Genomic DNA, 16414 nt, shown 5'->3' with positions numbered 1-16414 from the left:
CCGGCCGCGACGTAATAACGGTTTTGCACAATTCGAGCAATAATATCTCCAAAGAGTGGTTCGTGGTGACAGACGGCACGCTCCGGAGACGCCGCTGTGGGTTGCGACCGAGAGACGAGACAGAGACGGCGGCGACGCGACCGCGAGTTACGGGTTGGTTCGGGGGCGGCTCGGGAAGTTCGAAAGCCGCCTTTCGGTCCGGCTCAGTCGACGTACAGCGAGTAGGTGATGACCGCGAAGCCGATGAGCGTCAGCACCGAGTCGATGAGCAGTCCGGTGGCGAGGTCGACGTTGAGAATCACGTCGAGCGCGCCGCCGAGCATCGCGCCGAGGGTGACGACGCCGAAGCCGAGCGCGAGCGCGCGGAGCGACGCCGCTCCCGTGTTCCGGTACGCCTTGTAGCTGAAGTAGGTGATGAGCCCGCCGAGGACGAGGATGCCCGTCTTGACGACGATAATCATCGTCGTAATCGTCGGCGAGGCGCTGAGGTGCCCCATCAGGTCTCCCTCCGGACCCGCGACCAGATGTCCGCGAGGCGTTCGTCGGGCGTCTGCTCCGGGCGGCCGACCGCGACGTCGAAGTCGCGCTCGTCGTTGAGGGCGATTCGCACCTCGTCGAAGGCGACCTCGTAGGTCGTCGCGTGGTGACCGTCCGCGCGAATCTGGGTCCCCTCGGAGAGGAGCGCCGCGTCCGTGAGCAGGTCCAGCTTCCTGTACGTCGTCGAAAGCGGGATGTCACACGTATCTGAGATTTCGCTTGCCGTCATGGGTTCTTCGAGTCCTCTGATGATGGCTCGGGCGTCCGCGTCGTCGAGCGCGTCGAGCACCGCCGTCAGTTCGGCCGACTCCATCGCGGACCGGTCGCGCGCCATTATCCAGAACTCCGGCGAGAGCCTTATTAACCCTCCGGGTCGGCCTCGTCGGCGTCCGCGGTCTCGGCGTCTGTATCGTACGCGCCCTCCATTCTGAGGGTCCCCGCGCGAGCCAACACCGCGGGGGTTCGACAGACGCCCGGCGCGCCCGTCGCCTGCGGCACCGCGCAGTTGTTGCAGTTCTCGCAGACGACCCGCGTGTCGGCCGACACGTCGCGGCCGAGCAGTCGCGCCGGGAGTTCCGGTTCGGCGTAGAACGGCCGGGCCATCCCGACGGCGTCGCAGGCGTCTCCGAGCAGTCGGTCGATTTCGCCGCGCTCGCGGATGCCGCCCTCGCAGAGCACGGGCGCCGAGACGGCGTCGCGGACGCGGCGGCACAGGTCCGCGTTCCACGCCGGGTCGAAGTCGTACCACGCGGCCTCGATTCGGTTGCCGAGTTCGACGAGCCGCGCCCGGAGCGGGCCGCCGAAGGCCGCGGCGTAGCCGTCGCGGTAGCGGTCGTCGCGCCACGCGCGGGCCAGGAACGACCCGCGGACGATGCTCGCGTCCCAGAACACCGACCCCGAGACGGGGACGAGCGCGTCGTAGCCCGCGTCGTCGAGGCGGCGACAGATTCCGACCGCGTCGGCCTCGGTCAGGCGTCGGCGGATGCCGGGCGGCGCGGCCGTCTCGGCCGGCACTTTCGTCGTGAGCGGCACGTCGCCCGCCCGCGAGCGCACCTCGTCGGAGACGACCTCCAGAAATCGGACGCCGTCCCCGAACTCGTCGTCCCGGCGGTTGTAGAACGGCGAGAGGAACTGGTGGACGATGCCCATGTTCGCGCCGGCGACGTGGACCACGTCGTAGCCGGCGTCGACGGCCATCGCCGCGGAGCGACCGAAGTCGGCCGCGAGGTCGTACACCTCGTCGGTCGTCATGACGTGCGCGTCGTAGTCGAGGAAGCCGAGGGCGTCGAGCAGTCTGAGGAGTCGCGGCGGCCGGGAGACGGCGAGCTGTTGTAACTCCGGGTGGTCGCGTCGGTACGCGGCGTGCCACGTCTCCATGCTCCGCAGGCCGCCGTACTCCAACTGGACCGCGACGGCCGAGCCGTGGTCGTGGATTCGCTCCGTCACCGTCGACAGCGACGCCGCGAACTCGGAGTCGGCGATTCGCGTCATCCCCGGCGCGGCACAGCCCCCCGTCTCGCGGACGATGGTCGCCCCCTGACAGACGAGCCCCGCGCCGGCCCGCGCCGCGGGTTCGAGTTCCGCCGCGAGGCGTTCGGGCGCGTCGGGACCGGTGCCCGCGCATTCGAGCACCGGCGCGCGGTAGAGCCGGTTTCGGAGCGTGAGCCCGCCGATGTCGAGCGGGTCGTCGAGCCGGGGAGTCGCCATGAGGACGACATGGCGCGCGAGCGACGTAAATCGACGCGGCGGTCGGTCGCCGCCGGTCAACCTTCTTACCCGTCGGCTCCGATGACCGTCCCATGGACCCCGAACCGTTCAGGTACGACTCGGAGGTGCCGCCGGGCGAGGTGCGCCACCTCAGATACGAAATCAGCGAGACGTACCTCGGCGACCCCGTCGAGATACCCGTCACCGTCATCAACGGCGAACAGGGCGGGCCGTCGGTCTTCATGACCGCGGCGCTCCACGGCGACGAACTCAACGGCGTGAAGGTGATGCAGGAGGTCGCGAGCCGGTACAACCCCGCGGACATCCACGGCACTATCGTCTGCATCCACGTTGCGAACGTCCCGGGCTACCTCGCCCAACAGCGCTACATCCCCATCTACGACCTCGACCTGAACCGGTCGTTCCCCGGCCGCGACGGCGCGAACACGGCCGAGCGCATGGCGAACCAAATCTACCGCCGGTTCGTCGAGCCCTGCGACCTCGGCATCGACTTCCACACCTCGACGCGCAACCGGACGACCATGTACCACGTCCGCGCCGACATGAGCCGACCCGAGGTCGCCCGCCTCGCGCGGTCGTTCGGCGCGAACCTCATCCTCTCGGGCGAGGCCGAGGCGAGTTCGCTCCGCACCGTCGCCACCAACGACGGGATTCCGACCATCACCGTCGAGATGGGTCGCGCCCACCGCTTCCAGCCGGCGATGGTCGACCGCGCGCTCGACGGCGTCGAGAGCGTTCTCGCCGAGTACGGCGTCCTCCCGGACGAGGCGGTCAGCTGGCCGGGTTGGACGCGCGTCATCGACTCCGCGACGGACAAGACGTGGCTCCGCGCCGACGTGGGCGGCCTCGTCGAGATGCAGTACGGCGACGTGCCGCTGGTCCACGAGGGCGACACCATCTGCACCATCTCGGACCACTTCAAGACGAGAGAAAAGCGCGTCTCGGCTCCCTTCACCGGCCTCGTCGCCGGCGTCCTCCAGAACCCGGTCGCCGCCCCCGGCCACCCGTTGTGTCACCTCGTCAGCGTCGACGACGCGACGCTCCGCGAGATAGAGCGCGAAATCGAGGCCGGCGAGTTCACGGAGCGCCCGTGGAGTTAGGGCGGACGCGGTGAACGCGTCGCCGACGACGCCGCCCGGTCAGTCGTCCGCGCCGACCTGCTCGTGGGTGTGGTGGAAAAATCGGACGTGCGGCCGGCCGTCGCGTTCGACCGGCTCGAAGCAGACGCGCCGGTAGCGCTCGTTGTCAAGGAGGTTGACGAGCAGGCCGCGGTCGTGGAGCGAGACCGAGTCGTAGGGCGTCGCACAGACGGGACACAGTTCCGGGTCGGTCGCGTCGCTCATGCTCACTCGCCCGTGCCCGAACCGACCGCGTCAGCGACCCGCGAAATCGTCTCGAACTCGTCGTCCGCGTAGGCGACGAACCGAACGTCGCGGAGCGAACTCGGCTCGAACGCCCGAATCTCCTCGCAGATGAGTCGCGCGCCGTCGACGAGGTCGAACCCGGCGACGCCGCAGCCGAGCGCCGGAATCACGAGCGACTCACAGCCGCGGTCGTCCGCGGCTCGAAGGGCGTTTTTTGTGGCGTCGCGGATGCTCGCGGCGGTCGCCTGCCCGTCCCCGTCGTGGGGCATCGCCGCGGCGTGAATCACGACCTCGGCGTCGAGGTCGAAGGCGTCGGTGACGGCGACCGCGCCGAGGTCTATCGGTCCCTTCGCCATCGCGGCCTCGTTCAGTTCGGGGCCGCCGCCGCGACGGAGCGCGCCCGCGACGCCCGACCCCATCCGGAGGCTCGTCCCCGCGGCGTTCACCAGCGCGTCGGCCGACTGGGCGGCGATATCGCCCTGTACGACGGTGAAGTTCACGTCAGGCCAGTCGGTCCATGTCCTCGTCGTCGAGGGCGATGTGCGAGGCCGCCACGTTGTCGTGGAGGTGCGAGACGCTGGACGTGCCGGGGATGGGGAGCATCACGTCCGACCGGTGCAGCAGCCACGCGAGGGCGATTTGCTGGGGCGTCGCGTCGTGTTTCTCCGCGACCGCGGCGACGGCGTCGGCTCGGTCACCGAGGTCGCCCGCGCCGAGCGGGTACCACGGGATGAAGCCGACACCGTACTTCTCGCAGGCGTCGAGGCTCGCCTCGAACTCGCGGTCACCGATGTTGAACCGGTTCTGGACCGTGGCGATGTCGACGATGTCGCGCGCCTCGTCGAGCTGCTCGACCGAGACGTTCGAGAGGCCGACGTGTCGAATCAGCCCCTCGTCTTTCATCTCCGCGAGCGCGTGGACCGAGTCCTCGAAGGGAACGTGCGGGTCCGGGCGGTGGAGCTGATAGAGGTCGATGGTGTCCACGCGGAGGCGGTCGAGGCTCCCGAGGACGGCGTTCCTGAGGTAGTCGGGGTCGCCGTTGGGCTTCCAGTCGCCGTCGGTGTTGCGGAGCAGGCCGCCCTTCGTGGCGACCACGAGGTCGTCCGGGTAGGGCGCGAGCGCCTCGCCGATGAGGCGCTCGGAGACGGCGGGACCGTAGGAGTCCGCCGTGTCGATGAGGTCGACGCCGTGAGTGAGCGACTCGTGGAGGACCTTCTTCGCGTTCTCCACGTCGTCCGGCTCGCCGATGATGTCGTCGCCGGTGATGCGCATCGCGCCGAAGCCGAGTCGATGCACCGTGAGGTCGCCGCCGATGTCGAACGTGCCGCTGGCGTTTTCGAGTCCCATGCGTGACAGTTCGTCGGCAGACACCTGTGCGTTTCGTTGGGGGAAATCGGCCGCAGGGAACGGAGCGATGCCCGCGACCGCCGAAACCCACACCCGTCGGCGGGCCGAACAGCCGCTATGGACCTCCTGTCGATGCGCTGGCGGCACACGCTGTTCGCCCACTGGCCGGTCGACCCCGAACTCGTGGAGCCCCGACTCCCCGACCGGCTCTCGGTGGCCACCTACGACGGGCGGGCGTGGCTCGGCGTCGTCTCGTTCGACATGACTGACATCCGCCCGCGCGGGTCGCCCATCGGACTGGGGTTCCCCGAGGTGAACCTCCGGACCTACGTCGAACCCGCCGACGGCGGCCCCCGCGGCGTCTACTTCTTCACCCTCGACGCCGCCGACCGCTTCGGCGTGACGATGGCCCGACTGGGCTACCGGCTGCCGTATCACTACGCGAACATCTCGGTCGAGGAGCGAGACGGCGCGGTCGACTACGAGAGCTACCGGCCCGCGACGGCCGAGACGCCGGCCGCGCGGTTCGAGGCGACCTACCGGCCGACCGGCGAGGTCCGAACCCTCGACCCCGGGTCGCTCGACGCGTTCCTCGTCGAGAACTACCGCTTCTACACGGACGACTGGCCCGTCGTCATCGGCGACATCGACCACGACCCGTGGCCGATACGGGACGTGGAAGCGGAGATTCGCGCGAACACGATGTTCGAGGCCTGCGGCTTCGACCACCCCGGCGGCGACCCGATACTCCACTACGCGGCCGACCTCGACGTGACGGCGAAGCCGCCCGCGGTGCTTCGATGAGGTTGGTCGCCTCGCCGCTGTCGCTCACTCGCTGCGTGCGCATGAGGCTGCGCCACCCGCCTCGCCCGCCCGAAGGTGAAACCTTCAAGCATCGCTGAACTAACCCGACGGACATGGCACTCATCGACACCGTGATGGCAACGCTCCACCTCGTCGTCGGCGGTCTCTGGACGGGGAGCGTCCTCTTTTTCGCGCTCGCCGTGTTACCGACCGCTCGCGCCGGAAACATCCGCGCCGCCGCGTTCGAATCGGTCGTCTCGCGCCTGACGATGTGGTCCCGCGGGGCCTCGCTCGTGATGTTCGCCACCGGCGGCCACCTCGCCGGCACGCGCTACACCGTCGACAGCCTGCTGGGCACCGGCCGCGGCCACCTCGTCCTCGGGATGCTCGCGCTCTGGTTCGTCCTGACCGGCCTCGTCGAAGTCGGCCGGTCCCGCGCGAAGGACGGCCTCGCGGAGAAGAAGGTCCGCACGCCCGCCGAGAAGGCCGCACCGTTCTACCTCGGTGCCGCGCTCGTCGCCGTTCTCCTCCTCGTCGACGCCGGCCTGCTCCTCAACTAACGCCGCCCCCGACTCCCGAGGACTCCGTAGAGTATCTATATCTACGTTCGAAAATATATATTCTATGCGACATGTTTATCATCTCGCTCCGGGTGGGTCCACGTGTATGCACGGGGACGAGACGCGCGCCACCGAGTCGCCGCTTCGAATCGAGTTGTGTCCCGACACCGGGCGGATACGCGTCCACCGGGAGACCGCGCTGGGGACGTTCACGCGGACCATCGACCGATGAGTCCGGATGCCCCGCCGACAATCGGGGAGACGCCGGTTGGAAGCCCCGACGAGCGCGGTCCCGGTCCCGTGCTCGCACGCCTCGGCCGGCCGGTCTCGGAGACGCCGACCCGGCTCGCGGTCGTTTCCGACCCGCACGTCACGCCGACGGGCTCCGGTACGTGGAAGGCCTGCCACCGGAGCGAGACGCGGCTTCGAACCGCCGTCTCGACCATCTCCGACCTCGACGTCGACGCGACGGTCCTCCCCGGCGACCTGACCCGCGACGGTCGCCCCGAGGAGTACGACGTGGTCGACGAACTCCTCCGCGACCTGCCGGGGCCGCGGGTCGCGGTGCCCGGCAACCACGACGTGCCGAAGCGCTGGGACGACTACGACGCCCCGACGCCGGCCGAGTTCGCGGCGCGCTACGCCGACGGCTCCCTCCCGTTCGTCCGCCGGGTCGGCGGCGTCGACGTCGTCGGCCTCGACTCCGCCAGCGGCGGCCCGGACCTCGCTCTCACCGACACCCACGAGGGGGCCGTTCCCGACGCCCAACTCCGCTGGCTCGACACCGTCCTCGCTGACGCGACGACCCCAATCGTCGTCCTCCACCACAACGTCTTCCACCCTCGCCGCCACACCGGCCAGTTCCCCGACGCCGACTTCTACCAACTCCGCAACGCCGACGAACTCGCCGCGGTGCTCGCGCGCCACGACGTGCCGCTCGTGCTCTCCGGACACATCCACTGGCCCGCGACGGCCGTGCGAGCCGGCGTCCGCGAACTCATCGCCCCGGCGACCTGCTCGTTCCCGCAGTCGTTCGTCGTGGTCGATGTCGACCGCCGCGGGACGACGGTCCGACTCGTCCCGCTCGCGGGGCCGAAGGGCATGGCCGAGGCGTACACGCTCGCCGCCAGCGGGGCCGCTCACGGACAGGGCATCGCCGCGCACGCCGACCACGGACAGCTGTCGGCGCTCCCCCTCGTCGACGAGCGGACGCCGCCGCGACGGGTCGTCGGCTCGGACGTTCCGGGGGCGGTTCGATGGCGGTGAGTCTCGACCGCCTCGACGACGCCCGCGAGGCACTTCGCGCCGAGCGCCGCCGCTGCGTGGACGAACGCGAGGCGTTTCGGGCGTTCCGCCGCGAGGTCGCCGCGTCGCAGGCGACGGCGTCGGCTCCGAATCAGGCCCCAGCGGCCGGGACGCTCGTGGGCCAGCGGGGCGGGCGGGGGCGAACCGACGCCGCGCTCTCCGGCCTGCGCCGGAGCTACGAGCGGACCGTGATGTCCGTCCCGCACTACGACGAGGAGTACGGCGACGACTTCGAGGAGAGCTTCGCCGCCGAGTTCGGCCCGGACGTTGCGACCGCGTTCCGGTCCGCGAGCGTTCTCTCGGCCCCGCTCCGGCGCACGATTGCAGCGGCCGCCGCCTCGTCGCTGGACGAACGCGGGCAGTTCATCGACGTCGTCGACGAGGAGGCCGAATCCGTGGCGTCGATGCGCGACGATATCACATCCCTCCTCGGGCGGCTCGATGACCTCGACAGAACGCCGCTGTCCGACCGCGGCTTCGACGCGCTGTTGGCGCTTTACGAGGAGCTTTCGGCGCTTCGCGAGCGACTCGAAGCACTCGTCGCGGCGCGACAGGCGACGATTTCCCACCATCGGCGGACGCTCTCCGGGCTGGTTCCGGACGTGACGGAGTTCTTCTACGCCGACCTGTCGGTCCGGTACCCGGTGCTCGCGACGCTCGCGGCGGTCGGCGCGACGCTCGCCACCGCGACCCGCCGGGTCGAGCGCCACCTCGCCGCCACCCCGTAAGCCGATTCGGGCGCGGCCACAGTTATTTATCCGTTCGAGGAGACGCCGGAGTGTACGATGTTCACGCGCTCGGAGGGATTCCCGTGAATCGCCTCCACCCCCGTATCCGTCTTCTCTGGGTCGCCCGAGCGGTCGTGTTCGCGCTCGTCGCCGGCGGCGTAGCGACCGCAGCGACGCTGTTCGCGCCCGTCTCGATACCGACGTTCGTCCCCGTCGCGGTCGGCGTCGTCTTCCTCGTCGTCGGCGTCGCCGTCGCGCTCCTCCGGTATCGGGCGTGGGGCTACGAGGTCCGCGACGACTCGCTGTACCTCCAACGCGGCGTCCTCACCAAGGTCAACACCGTGGTCCCGTTCGTCCGGGTCCAGCACGTCGACTCGGCCCGCGGCCCGCTCGAACGGCTCGTCGGCCTCGCATCGACCGTCGTCTACACCGCCGGCTCCCGCGGGGCCGACGTGGCGATTCCGGGGCTCACTCCGGAGGGCGCAGAGGACCTTCAGGACCGACTGAAGCGCCTCGCAATCGCGTCCGAGGGCGACGACGCGGTATGACCCGGCTGTCGCCGCTCTCGGTTCCCTATCGGGCGGTCCAGCGCAGCGCCAGCATCGCCTTCGCGCTCGCGTTCCTCGCGTTCACCGGCGGGACCACGTTCGGCGGGTTCCTCGGCGGTCTCGGCGCGGTCGCGCTCGTCGGCGTCGTCGTGGTCGCCATCGCCGGCTACGAACTCGCCTACTTCCGCCGGTTCGAGTACGAACTCACGCCGGACACGCTGGACATCCGGTCGGGCGTGTTCTCCCGGCGCAACCGCGAAATCCCCTACCGGCGCATCCAGAACGTCGACATCTCCCGCAACGTCGCCCAGCGGCTGGTCGGTATCGCCGCCGTGGACCTCGAGACCGCGGGCGGCGGCGAGACCGAAGGCAGTCTCCGCTTCGTCAGCTACGAGGAGGCCCGCCGCATCCAGTCGGAGGTCGCCCGCCTGAAACGCGGCGGTACAGACGGCGACGCGTCCGAACCCGAACAGGAACTGCTGTTCGAACTGACGCCCCGCGAGTTGGCCATCGTCGGCGCGCTGTCGTTCGACCTCCGACTGCCCGGACTCGTCTTCGTGTTCGGGTCGACCGTCTTCCCCATCGTCGCGTCGTACGTGGACGTGCCGGTCCCCGCCGGGAGCGCCGCGGCCGCGGGGGTCGGCATCGTCGCGCTCGTCCTCCTCGTCGCGCTCGTCTCGTGGGCCGCCGGCTTCGCCTCCGCGGTGGTGAACTACTACGGCTTCCGGCTGAGCCGCGTCGGTGACGAACTCCAGTACGAACGCGGCCTCCTCCAGCGCTACAACGGGTCGATTCCGCTCGACAAACTCCAGACGCTCACCGTCGAGGACAACCCCCTGAAGCGCCGGTTCGGCTACGCGACGCTCCTCGTCGAGACCGCGGGCTACGCCCCCAGCTCCGACGGGACAAACGGGTCCGGCGGCGGCGGTCGCGGCTCCGAGGCGGCCATCCCGCTCGCGACCCGCGACCGCGTGCTCGGCCTCGTTGCCGACCTCGAAGGCGTCGAGCTGCCGACGTTCGAGGGGCCGCCGACGCGCATCCGCCGGCGCTACGCCGTCCGCTACTCGCTCGTCCTCGGGGTTGCGACGCTCGCGCTCTACGGCGCGGACCGGCTCCTCCCGCAGGAGATCCCGTGGTTCGTCCCGCTGGCGCTCGTCCCGGTGGCCGTCGTCGCCGGCGCGCTCCAGTGGCGGCACCGCGGCTACGCGCTCACCGAGGACCACATCGTCACCCGAAACGGATTCTGGAAGCGCGAGACGCGCTTCGTCCCCTACTACCGGGTGCAGACGGTCATCGAGCGCCGGACGATTTTCCAGCGTCGCTGGCGCGTCTCGACGGTCACGGCCGACACCGCGGGGAGCATCTCTCTCGTCGGTGGCGACGCGACCGCCGTCGACATCGAAGTCACCGACGCGGCGGAGCTTCGAGAGACGCTGAACGACCGCCTCCGCGAGGCGCTTTCGGCGCGCCGCGAGGCCCGACAGCAGTCCCGACAAGCCGCACTCGGCATCCGCGACGCGGAGCCGGACCGCGACGCCGACGCATCGGATTCGGTGGCAGTCACCGACGCCGAGGCCGACGTGAGCCAGACGCCCGAGTTCGTCGAAGAAGCCGAACCCGCGGCCACCGAAGCCGACGACGCTGAAGACGACGAGCCGGCGAGAGCGGACGACCCCTTCATCTGGGGCGAGTCGGTCGAGTCTGAGGGCGAGGACGACGAAGACGCGGACGACCCCGATGAATCGAGCGACGAGCGGGATGCTATATAGAGTCGGGACGAAACGTAATCCAATGACGCGAACAGTGCTGGAGTCGCTCTTGACCGGGAACGCGCGACACGTCGAGAGCCTCGGCGTCGACCACTTCGAGGGCGTCCGCGAGGCGCAGTCGCCGGCGGTCGTCTCGGTGAGCTGTTCGGACTCCCGCGTCCCCGCCGACGCGGTCTGGAGCGCCGACGAGGCCGGCGAGCTGTTCACGTCGGTCAACGTCGGCAACCAAGTGTGGACCGATGTCGACGGGCGACTCGTCGTCAACGACGCCGTCGGCTACGCCGTCTCGGCGCTCAAGTCGACCGACGTGGTCGTCCTCGGCCACACGGGCTGTGGCGCGGTGACGGCCGCCTACGCGACGGCCACCGGCGAGAGTGTCGGGGACCTGCCCGCGTCGGTCGAAGCCGCCGTCTCGCGGCTCGTCCCGCTCGTCGAGGAGGCCCGCGAACTCGGCGTGTTCGACGCGGACACGCCGGGCGGCGAGGCGGTCAACCGACTCGTCGAGTACGCGGTCGTCCGGCAGGTGGAGTACCTCACCGAGAGCGACGAGGTACCAGAGGCGACCGACTGCTGGGGGTTCGTCTACGACTTCCAGCGCGTCTACGGCGACGACGACGGCGCGGCCTACCTCGTCGCGGCCAACGGGGAGTCTGACCCCGAGGCGCTCGTGGACGTGGTTCCCGAGGGGTTCGAAGAGCGCGTACGGTCGATTCGATAAAAGAGGTTGGCGGGCGGTTCGGTTCGGGTTCGGTTCGGGTTCGGTTCGGGTTCGGATTTAGTCGTCCCGAGCGTCGTCGATGATATTCGAGAACTCGCGGGCCGTTTCGGTGATGACCTCGAAGTCGCCGTTTTCGATTGCCTCGTCGTCCATGAGCGCGCCGCCCGCGCCGACGACGACCGCGCCGGCCTCGATGTAGTCCGCGGCGTTGTCGAGGCCGACGCCGCCGGTCGGCATCATCGGAATCTGCGGGAGCGGCCCCTTCATGCTCTTGAGGTGACCGGGGCCGAGCGAGGAGGCGGGGAACACCTTCACGAGGTCCGCGCCCGCGGAGTACGCGTCGGTCGCCTCGGTCGGCGTCATGATGCCCGGTGCGACGAGCGTCCCGTAGCGGTTGCAGGTCTCGACGACGCCCTCGTCGAAGTTCGGTCCGACGACGAACTCCGCGCCGGCCTGAATGACCGCGTTGGCGGTCGGGGCGTCGAGAACGGTCCCGGCGCCGACGATTGCCTCGTTGTCCGAGAAGGACGCCGACACCTCGCGGATGAGGTCCATCGCGTCGGGGTTGTCGGCCGTGATTTCGTAGGCGGTGACGCCGCCCTCGTGGAGCGCGTCGGCCACGTCGATGATGGTGTCCGCGTCCGCGCCGCGCATCACCGCGACGACGCCGCTGTCGGCGAGTCGTTGCATGTCCTCGTGTACGTCGAGTGCGACCATCGTTGTCTCGACGTTTACTACATATAGTATTAAATTGGGGGCCTCGCGGCATCGCTTCGGTCGCACGACGGGGGCTGCGGCGGCAGTCGCATCCTCGTGAGTGAGCCCGAGAGAGAATAATTTTTTGACAGTTCTGTGCGAACTACGACCGTGTCACCGACATCGACGACGCCCACGGACGGCGGTTCAAACGTCGTTCCGCCGGATAAATCGCTGTTCGCCGAAATCGCACCGTTCCGGCTGGCCGTCGGCGTCGTCTTCTGCGCGTTCGCCGTCGCCGCGGTCGCGTTCGGCTGGCTCCCGCCGATGAGCGCCGACGTGGTCGGCATCGCGCTCCTCTGTGTGGTCTTCCTCGCCGGCGGGTTCGTCCCGTTCAACGGAACCCTCGCGTTCTACGTCGCGCAGGCCGCGGCGTTCCTCGTCTGGGGCGCGCTCCGGTTGGCGGTCGACGGCTTCGACGTGATTCCGCTCCTGTTGGGCGCGGCCGGGGCCGTCGGCCTCGCGGTCTACGGTCGGCGGGCGCTCCGCGACGGGCTCAGGGCGCTGGTCTGAGTCGGCCTCGCTTCGCTCTCGCCTCACTCCCTGACGGTCAACACGGGCACGTCCGAGAGCCTGACGACCCGCTCCGTCGTGCTTCCGAGAATCGCGTGTTCGAGCCCGGTTCGCCCGTGGGTCGCCATCACCACGAGGTCCGCGTCGGCCTCGGCGGTCGCGTCCAGAATCTCCCGGTACGGCACGCCGATTCGGATTTCAGTCGCGCAGTCGACGCCCGCGTCTCCGGCGAGCGATGCGATTTCCTCGACGGCCATCTCAGCGGCGTCGCGGAGGCTCGCGCGCACTCGTTCGACCGGCGCGTCGGCGGCGGTCCACAGCCCGAGGTCGTCGACCTCGATGACCGAGAGGGCGCGAATCGACCCGCCGGACGTACCCGCGAGGTCGATGGCGCGGCGGGCCGCCGCGCGGGAGCGGGCGCTCCCGTCGGTGGGGACGAGAACGGTATCGTACATATCAGTTCATTGGCATCCCGACGATATCGTCTTTTGTGCCGGCGTCGGAACGCTCGGGGCGACGCCGTCGCTCGTCGGGTCGGAAAACGGAGCATGGAGGTCAGCGGAGCCGTGGTGCGGTCGGCGTCGAGCCCTCAGACGCGGGTGCGCGGTTTGGGGGCGACCCGGCGGACGCTCGCGGCGGCCGCGACGAGCAGGCCGCCGAAGAGGACGGACACGAGGAGTTCCGGAGCGACGGTCAGGCCGTCGATGCCGCCGAACGTCGTAAACAGCGCGTAGCCGGCGACCGCCGTGAGGGCGATGCCGATGACGACCGCGAGGCCGATGCCAGCTTTCATCAAGTCGAGGTTGCTCATGGTCGCTTAGACGTAGGCGAGACGACCGAATATAAACGGAGACTGCTTCCCAGCGTCCGGGAAACTGACCGGGGGTCTCCCACGCTATCGCGGGGGTTTTATGTCGAGTCGGCGGCCGGCGCTGACGGTACTGCGGCGACGGCGCGAAAATCAGGTGTCGAAACTGCAAGTCGGGTCGTCGGCTACGCCGCCGACTCAGACCCCTCGCCGTAGAGCCCGTACAGCACGAACAGCAGGGCGAGGAACAGGAACTCGATGACCGCCACGGCGATGAGCGGGAGTTCGACGTTGAAGAACCCTGCGACCGTGCGCAGTTCGATAGCGACGGGGACGCTAATCGCGATGAGGACGAGCGCCCGCGCCTTCGTGAGCTTCACGCGACCACCCCCCAGAGGGTGTTAAAGGCGCTCGTGACCGTCGTCAACACGAGGTCGACGCCGGCCGAGACGGTCGCCGGGACGGGGAGGCCGCCGCCGAACAGCCCGCCGCCGTTCTGGATGATGCCGGCCAGCGGGAGCGTGTACGCGAGCACGACGAGCACCGCCGCGATACCGGTCCACATCGTCAGGTTGTCGAGGATGCGCGGGCTTCCCTCGGGCCCCGAAAGCGGCTCGGGGAGGTAGGAGTCGACCGGGCGGTCGGACTCCTCGCCGAGCGAGGTCAGGAGGATGTTGAACAGGAACAGCACCACCGACAGGAACAGGAGCGTCCCGCCGAGGGCAATCTGCACCCGAAGCTCGAAGATACTCCCGATGGGCGTCAGGAACTCGAAGTTCTGGTACTGCGGTTCGGCGGTGCGCCGCGGGATGCCGGCGAGGCCGGCGCGGTGCATCGCGTTCGACATGAACACCATGCCGACGAACCACATGATGACCTGCAGGAGGCCGATGGGGCGGCTGTAAAGCTTCCTGCCCGTGACCTGCGGGACGAGCCAGTACGACCCGGCCATCATCGTCAGCGCGACGGCCGTGCCGACGGTGAGGTGGAAGTGCCCCGGCACCCACAGCGTGTTGTGGATGAGGTAGTTGATGTTCATCCCGGCGTTAATCATGCCGGAGAAGCCGCCGGCGGCGAACATCGCGCCCGCGAGGGCCATGCCGGTGAAGGCGGGGTCGCGCCACGGGAGCGCGCCGAGCCAGCGGAGGTAGCCCTCACCGCCGCGCTGGCGCGCGCCGTGTTCGACGCTGGCGACGACGGTGAACGCAGTCAGCAGCGACGGGAGGAGCAGGAACATCGTGTTCGTCATGGCGATGAATTTGAAGCCCTCCGCGATGCCGGGGTCGAGGTACTGGTGGTGAATCCCGACCGGCGTCGAAAGCAGGAGGAACAACACGAACACCACGCGTGCGAGCGGGTCGCTGAACAGTCGCCCGCCCGCGAGCTTGGGGAGCACGGTGTACCAAAGCAGGTACGCCGGCATCAACCAGAAGTAGACGATTGGGTGGCCGAAGTACCAAAAGAGCGTCCGCGTCAGAAGCGGGTTGACGCTCTCGATGAGGCCGAGCGACCACGGGATGAGGAAGAACACCACCGAGACGGCGACGCCGAGGGTGGAGATGTACCACATAATCATGGTCGTGAGGACCATGAACGTCTGCAGCGGGATGCGCTCGTCGGGGTGCTCCTGCCGCCACGCGCGGTAGGAGAGGAACCAGTCCGCGCCGGCGAGCCACGTCCCGACGATGAACATCGCGAGGCCGATGTAGAATATCGGATGGGCTTGGAGCGGCGCGTAGAACGTGAACAGCACGTCCGCGCTCATGCCGAGGTTCGGGACGAGGCCGCCGAGGATGGCGACGGTGGCCAGAACCGTGCCCGTCGTCATCAGGCCGACCCACGCCCACGAGAACAGCGCGCTCTCGGCGGGCCGGTCGAGGCTTCTGGCGACCGCCCAGTGGAACACCCCACAGAGGAAGAAGATGGTGAAGACGATGGCGAGCAGCACGCCGTGGCCCGTCAACACCGTGTAGTAGTCCGCCGAGTCGATGACGCGGAGGACGTTCGTGCGGTGAAGCGCCTGAATGAGACCGAAGAAGGCCCCGATGCCGAGCGAGACGAACGCGATGAGGAAACTCGCCTTGATGATTGCCGCCTCGTCGGGGAACTTATCGACGAACTCGCTGCCGCCGCCGGACGCGGTCGCCATCAGTTCTCAGCCTCCCCTTGCGCCTGCTGCTGTTCGTACCAACTGTCGAATTCTCCTTGTTCCATAACCACAATCTTCCCTTCCATCACGTGGTGCCCGGAGCCACAGTACTCGTTGCACAGCATCCCGTACTCGCCGGCCTCTTCGAACTGGACGGTGAACTCCGAGACCTGCCCGGGAATCGCCATCGTGTTCGCGTTCGTGCCGACGACCTCGAAGCCGTGGATGACGTCGGCGGCGGTCACGTGGAAGGTGACCGTGCTGCCGGCGGGGACGCGAAGCGGCTCGGTCGTCCCGGGTTCGAAGACGAACTGGCGGGCGACCACGTACACGTCGTAGCTGTTCTCACCGGTCCGCTCGATGCCGGGGTCACCGAACTTCGGGTGCTGGTCGAGCGTCGCCGGGTCGACCGTGCCGCCCTCGTCGTCTATCATCTCGATACCCGCGCCGGCGGCCCCGTAGGTAATCGTCCCGATGAACCCGACGATGAGGACGAGCGCCAGCGCCAACCAGAGCTTCTCGTAGGCGTGAATCTCCATCTATCCCACCACCGTGAGACCACGTCCGAGGAACTCGACGAAGTACATGAACACCCACATGCCGATGAGAATCGCCATGTAGATGAGCACGAGCACGAGCGTCCCGACCGGGTCGAAATCGTCGTGTTCGAGTTCGCGAACGATACCGTCGTCGGCCGTCCCGACGATAGAATCCACCGGGGGGTCAGCCTGCCCGGAATCACCTTGGGAATCCGCGTTTGCTGGCACGCCGCCATCGGTG

General features: G+C 68.9%; 23 protein-coding genes. 10 read left to right on the top strand and 13 right to left on the bottom strand.

Annotated elements, in window-relative coordinates; all coding sequences use genetic code 11:
* Window positions 1–203 precede the first annotated feature (203 nt).
* From DVK03_RS04885 to DVK03_RS04875, 3 genes are read right to left on the bottom strand one after another with little or no spacing between them, the layout of a single operon-like run.
* A complete protein-coding gene (locus DVK03_RS04885; RefSeq protein WP_004064151.1) occupies window positions 204–497 on the bottom strand; it encodes a hypothetical protein in 294 nt (97 codons plus the stop codon).
* Window positions 497–871, bottom strand: coding sequence for a helix-turn-helix domain-containing protein (locus DVK03_RS04880; protein WP_004043983.1), 375 nt, complete (start codon window positions 869–871; stop codon window positions 497–499). The genes DVK03_RS04885 and DVK03_RS04880 overlap by 1 nt, the downstream gene beginning before the upstream one ends.
* A gap of 26 nt (window positions 872–897) precedes the next feature.
* The gene (locus DVK03_RS04875) at window positions 898–2244 is read right to left on the bottom strand and encodes an NADH:flavin oxidoreductase (RefSeq protein WP_115802350.1); all 1347 of its coding nucleotides are present in this window, start codon (window positions 2242–2244) and stop codon (window positions 898–900) included.
* A 92-nt stretch (window positions 2245–2336) separates the two neighbouring features.
* Here DVK03_RS04875 and DVK03_RS04870 point away from each other — a divergent pair, with 92 nt between their 5' ends.
* Window positions 2337–3365 carry a succinylglutamate desuccinylase/aspartoacylase family protein gene (locus DVK03_RS04870; protein WP_008573471.1) on the top strand — a complete coding sequence of 343 codons (1029 nt, stop codon included), beginning with the start codon at window positions 2337–2339 and terminating at the stop codon, window positions 3363–3365.
* A gap of 39 nt (window positions 3366–3404) precedes the next feature.
* On the opposite strand, the gene DVK03_RS04865 is transcribed toward DVK03_RS04870, so the two are convergent.
* From DVK03_RS04865 to DVK03_RS04855, 3 genes are read right to left on the bottom strand one after another with little or no spacing between them, the layout of a single operon-like run.
* Window positions 3405–3608 (bottom strand): hypothetical protein, encoded by a 204-nt coding sequence (locus tag DVK03_RS04865; protein WP_004064159.1) that lies wholly within the window; start codon window positions 3606–3608, stop codon window positions 3405–3407.
* 2 nt (window positions 3609–3610) lie between these two features.
* Window positions 3611–4129 (bottom strand): macro domain-containing protein, encoded by a 519-nt coding sequence (locus DVK03_RS04860; protein ID WP_006600515.1) that lies wholly within the window; start codon window positions 4127–4129, stop codon window positions 3611–3613.
* Window position 4130: 1 nt separating this feature from the next.
* Window positions 4131–4976, bottom strand: coding sequence for an aldo/keto reductase (locus DVK03_RS04855; RefSeq protein ID WP_006600516.1), 846 nt, complete (start codon window positions 4974–4976; stop codon window positions 4131–4133).
* Window positions 4977–5093: 117 nt separating this feature from the next.
* Here DVK03_RS04855 and DVK03_RS04850 point away from each other — a divergent pair, with 117 nt between their 5' ends.
* The 8 genes from DVK03_RS04850 (at window position 5094) to DVK03_RS04820 (ending at window position 11408) form a co-directional block, all read left to right on the top strand.
* Window positions 5094–5780 carry a YqjF family protein gene (locus tag DVK03_RS04850; protein WP_115802349.1) on the top strand — a complete coding sequence of 229 codons (687 nt, stop codon included), beginning with the start codon at window positions 5094–5096 and terminating at the stop codon, window positions 5778–5780.
* A gap of 113 nt (window positions 5781–5893) precedes the next feature.
* Window positions 5894–6340 carry a transporter gene (locus DVK03_RS04845; RefSeq protein ID WP_115802348.1) on the top strand — a complete coding sequence of 149 codons (447 nt, stop codon included), beginning with the start codon at window positions 5894–5896 and terminating at the stop codon, window positions 6338–6340.
* A gap of 106 nt (window positions 6341–6446) precedes the next feature.
* Complete coding sequence (locus DVK03_RS20390; protein ID WP_004043988.1) at window positions 6447–6572, top strand: hypothetical protein; 126 nt, start codon at window positions 6447–6449, stop codon at window positions 6570–6572.
* Window positions 6569–7606: a metallophosphoesterase gene (locus DVK03_RS04840; RefSeq protein WP_115802347.1), complete on the top strand. Its 1038-nt coding sequence runs from the start codon at window positions 6569–6571 to the stop codon at window positions 7604–7606. The genes DVK03_RS20390 and DVK03_RS04840 overlap by 4 nt, the downstream gene beginning before the upstream one ends.
* Window positions 7597–8373: a hypothetical protein gene (locus tag DVK03_RS04835; RefSeq protein ID WP_115802346.1), complete on the top strand. Its 777-nt coding sequence runs from the start codon at window positions 7597–7599 to the stop codon at window positions 8371–8373. Before DVK03_RS04840 ends, DVK03_RS04835 begins: the two co-directional genes overlap by 10 nt.
* 134 nt (window positions 8374–8507) lie before the next feature.
* Window positions 8508–8921 (top strand): PH domain-containing protein, encoded by a 414-nt coding sequence (locus tag DVK03_RS04830; protein ID WP_004064174.1) that lies wholly within the window; start codon window positions 8508–8510, stop codon window positions 8919–8921.
* Window positions 8918–10690: a PH domain-containing protein gene (locus DVK03_RS04825; RefSeq protein ID WP_115802345.1), complete on the top strand. Its 1773-nt coding sequence runs from the start codon at window positions 8918–8920 to the stop codon at window positions 10688–10690. The genes DVK03_RS04830 and DVK03_RS04825 overlap by 4 nt, the downstream gene beginning before the upstream one ends.
* A gap of 22 nt (window positions 10691–10712) precedes the next feature.
* Window positions 10713–11408, top strand: coding sequence for a carbonic anhydrase (locus DVK03_RS04820; RefSeq protein ID WP_115802344.1), 696 nt, complete (start codon window positions 10713–10715; stop codon window positions 11406–11408).
* A gap of 57 nt (window positions 11409–11465) precedes the next feature.
* Here the strand turns inward: DVK03_RS04820 and DVK03_RS04815 are convergent, their stop codons facing one another.
* Window positions 11466–12125 (bottom strand): bifunctional 4-hydroxy-2-oxoglutarate aldolase/2-dehydro-3-deoxy-phosphogluconate aldolase, encoded by a 660-nt coding sequence (locus DVK03_RS04815; protein WP_115802343.1) that lies wholly within the window; start codon window positions 12123–12125, stop codon window positions 11466–11468.
* 150 nt (window positions 12126–12275) lie between these two features.
* Here DVK03_RS04815 and DVK03_RS04810 point away from each other — a divergent pair, with 150 nt between their 5' ends.
* Complete coding sequence (locus DVK03_RS04810) at window positions 12276–12677, top strand: hypothetical protein (protein ID WP_004064187.1); 402 nt, start codon at window positions 12276–12278, stop codon at window positions 12675–12677.
* 23 nt (window positions 12678–12700) lie between these two features.
* On the opposite strand, the gene DVK03_RS04805 is transcribed toward DVK03_RS04810, so the two are convergent.
* The 6 genes from DVK03_RS04805 to DVK03_RS04780 form a co-directional block, all read right to left on the bottom strand.
* The gene (locus DVK03_RS04805) at window positions 12701–13132 is read right to left on the bottom strand and encodes a universal stress protein (protein WP_115802342.1); all 432 of its coding nucleotides are present in this window, start codon (window positions 13130–13132) and stop codon (window positions 12701–12703) included.
* A gap of 134 nt (window positions 13133–13266) precedes the next feature.
* Window positions 13267–13488 carry a hypothetical protein gene (locus DVK03_RS04800; protein WP_004064191.1) on the bottom strand — a complete coding sequence of 74 codons (222 nt, stop codon included), beginning with the start codon at window positions 13486–13488 and terminating at the stop codon, window positions 13267–13269.
* 182 nt (window positions 13489–13670) lie between these two features.
* Window positions 13671–13865, bottom strand: a complete 195-nt coding sequence (locus tag DVK03_RS04795; RefSeq protein ID WP_004064193.1) for a hypothetical protein — start codon at window positions 13863–13865, stop codon at window positions 13671–13673.
* Window positions 13862–15634 carry a b(o/a)3-type cytochrome-c oxidase subunit 1 gene (locus DVK03_RS04790; protein ID WP_115802341.1) on the bottom strand — a complete coding sequence of 591 codons (1773 nt, stop codon included), beginning with the start codon at window positions 15632–15634 and terminating at the stop codon, window positions 13862–13864. The genes DVK03_RS04795 and DVK03_RS04790 overlap by 4 nt, the downstream gene beginning before the upstream one ends.
* Window positions 15634–16173, bottom strand: coding sequence for a cytochrome c oxidase subunit II (locus DVK03_RS04785; protein WP_004064197.1), 540 nt, complete (start codon window positions 16171–16173; stop codon window positions 15634–15636). The genes DVK03_RS04790 and DVK03_RS04785 overlap by 1 nt, the downstream gene beginning before the upstream one ends.
* Window positions 16174–16401 (bottom strand): hypothetical protein, encoded by a 228-nt coding sequence (locus DVK03_RS04780; RefSeq protein WP_058565934.1) that lies wholly within the window; start codon window positions 16399–16401, stop codon window positions 16174–16176.
* Window positions 16402–16414: the final 13 nt, after the last annotated feature.

Source organism: Haloferax sp. Atlit-109R, assembly GCF_003665865.1.
Taxonomy (GTDB): domain Archaea; phylum Halobacteriota; class Halobacteria; order Halobacteriales; family Haloferacaceae; genus Haloferax; species Haloferax volcanii.
Note: the sequence above shows the minus strand (reverse complement) of the source record. Positions and strands in the feature narration are given on the sequence as shown.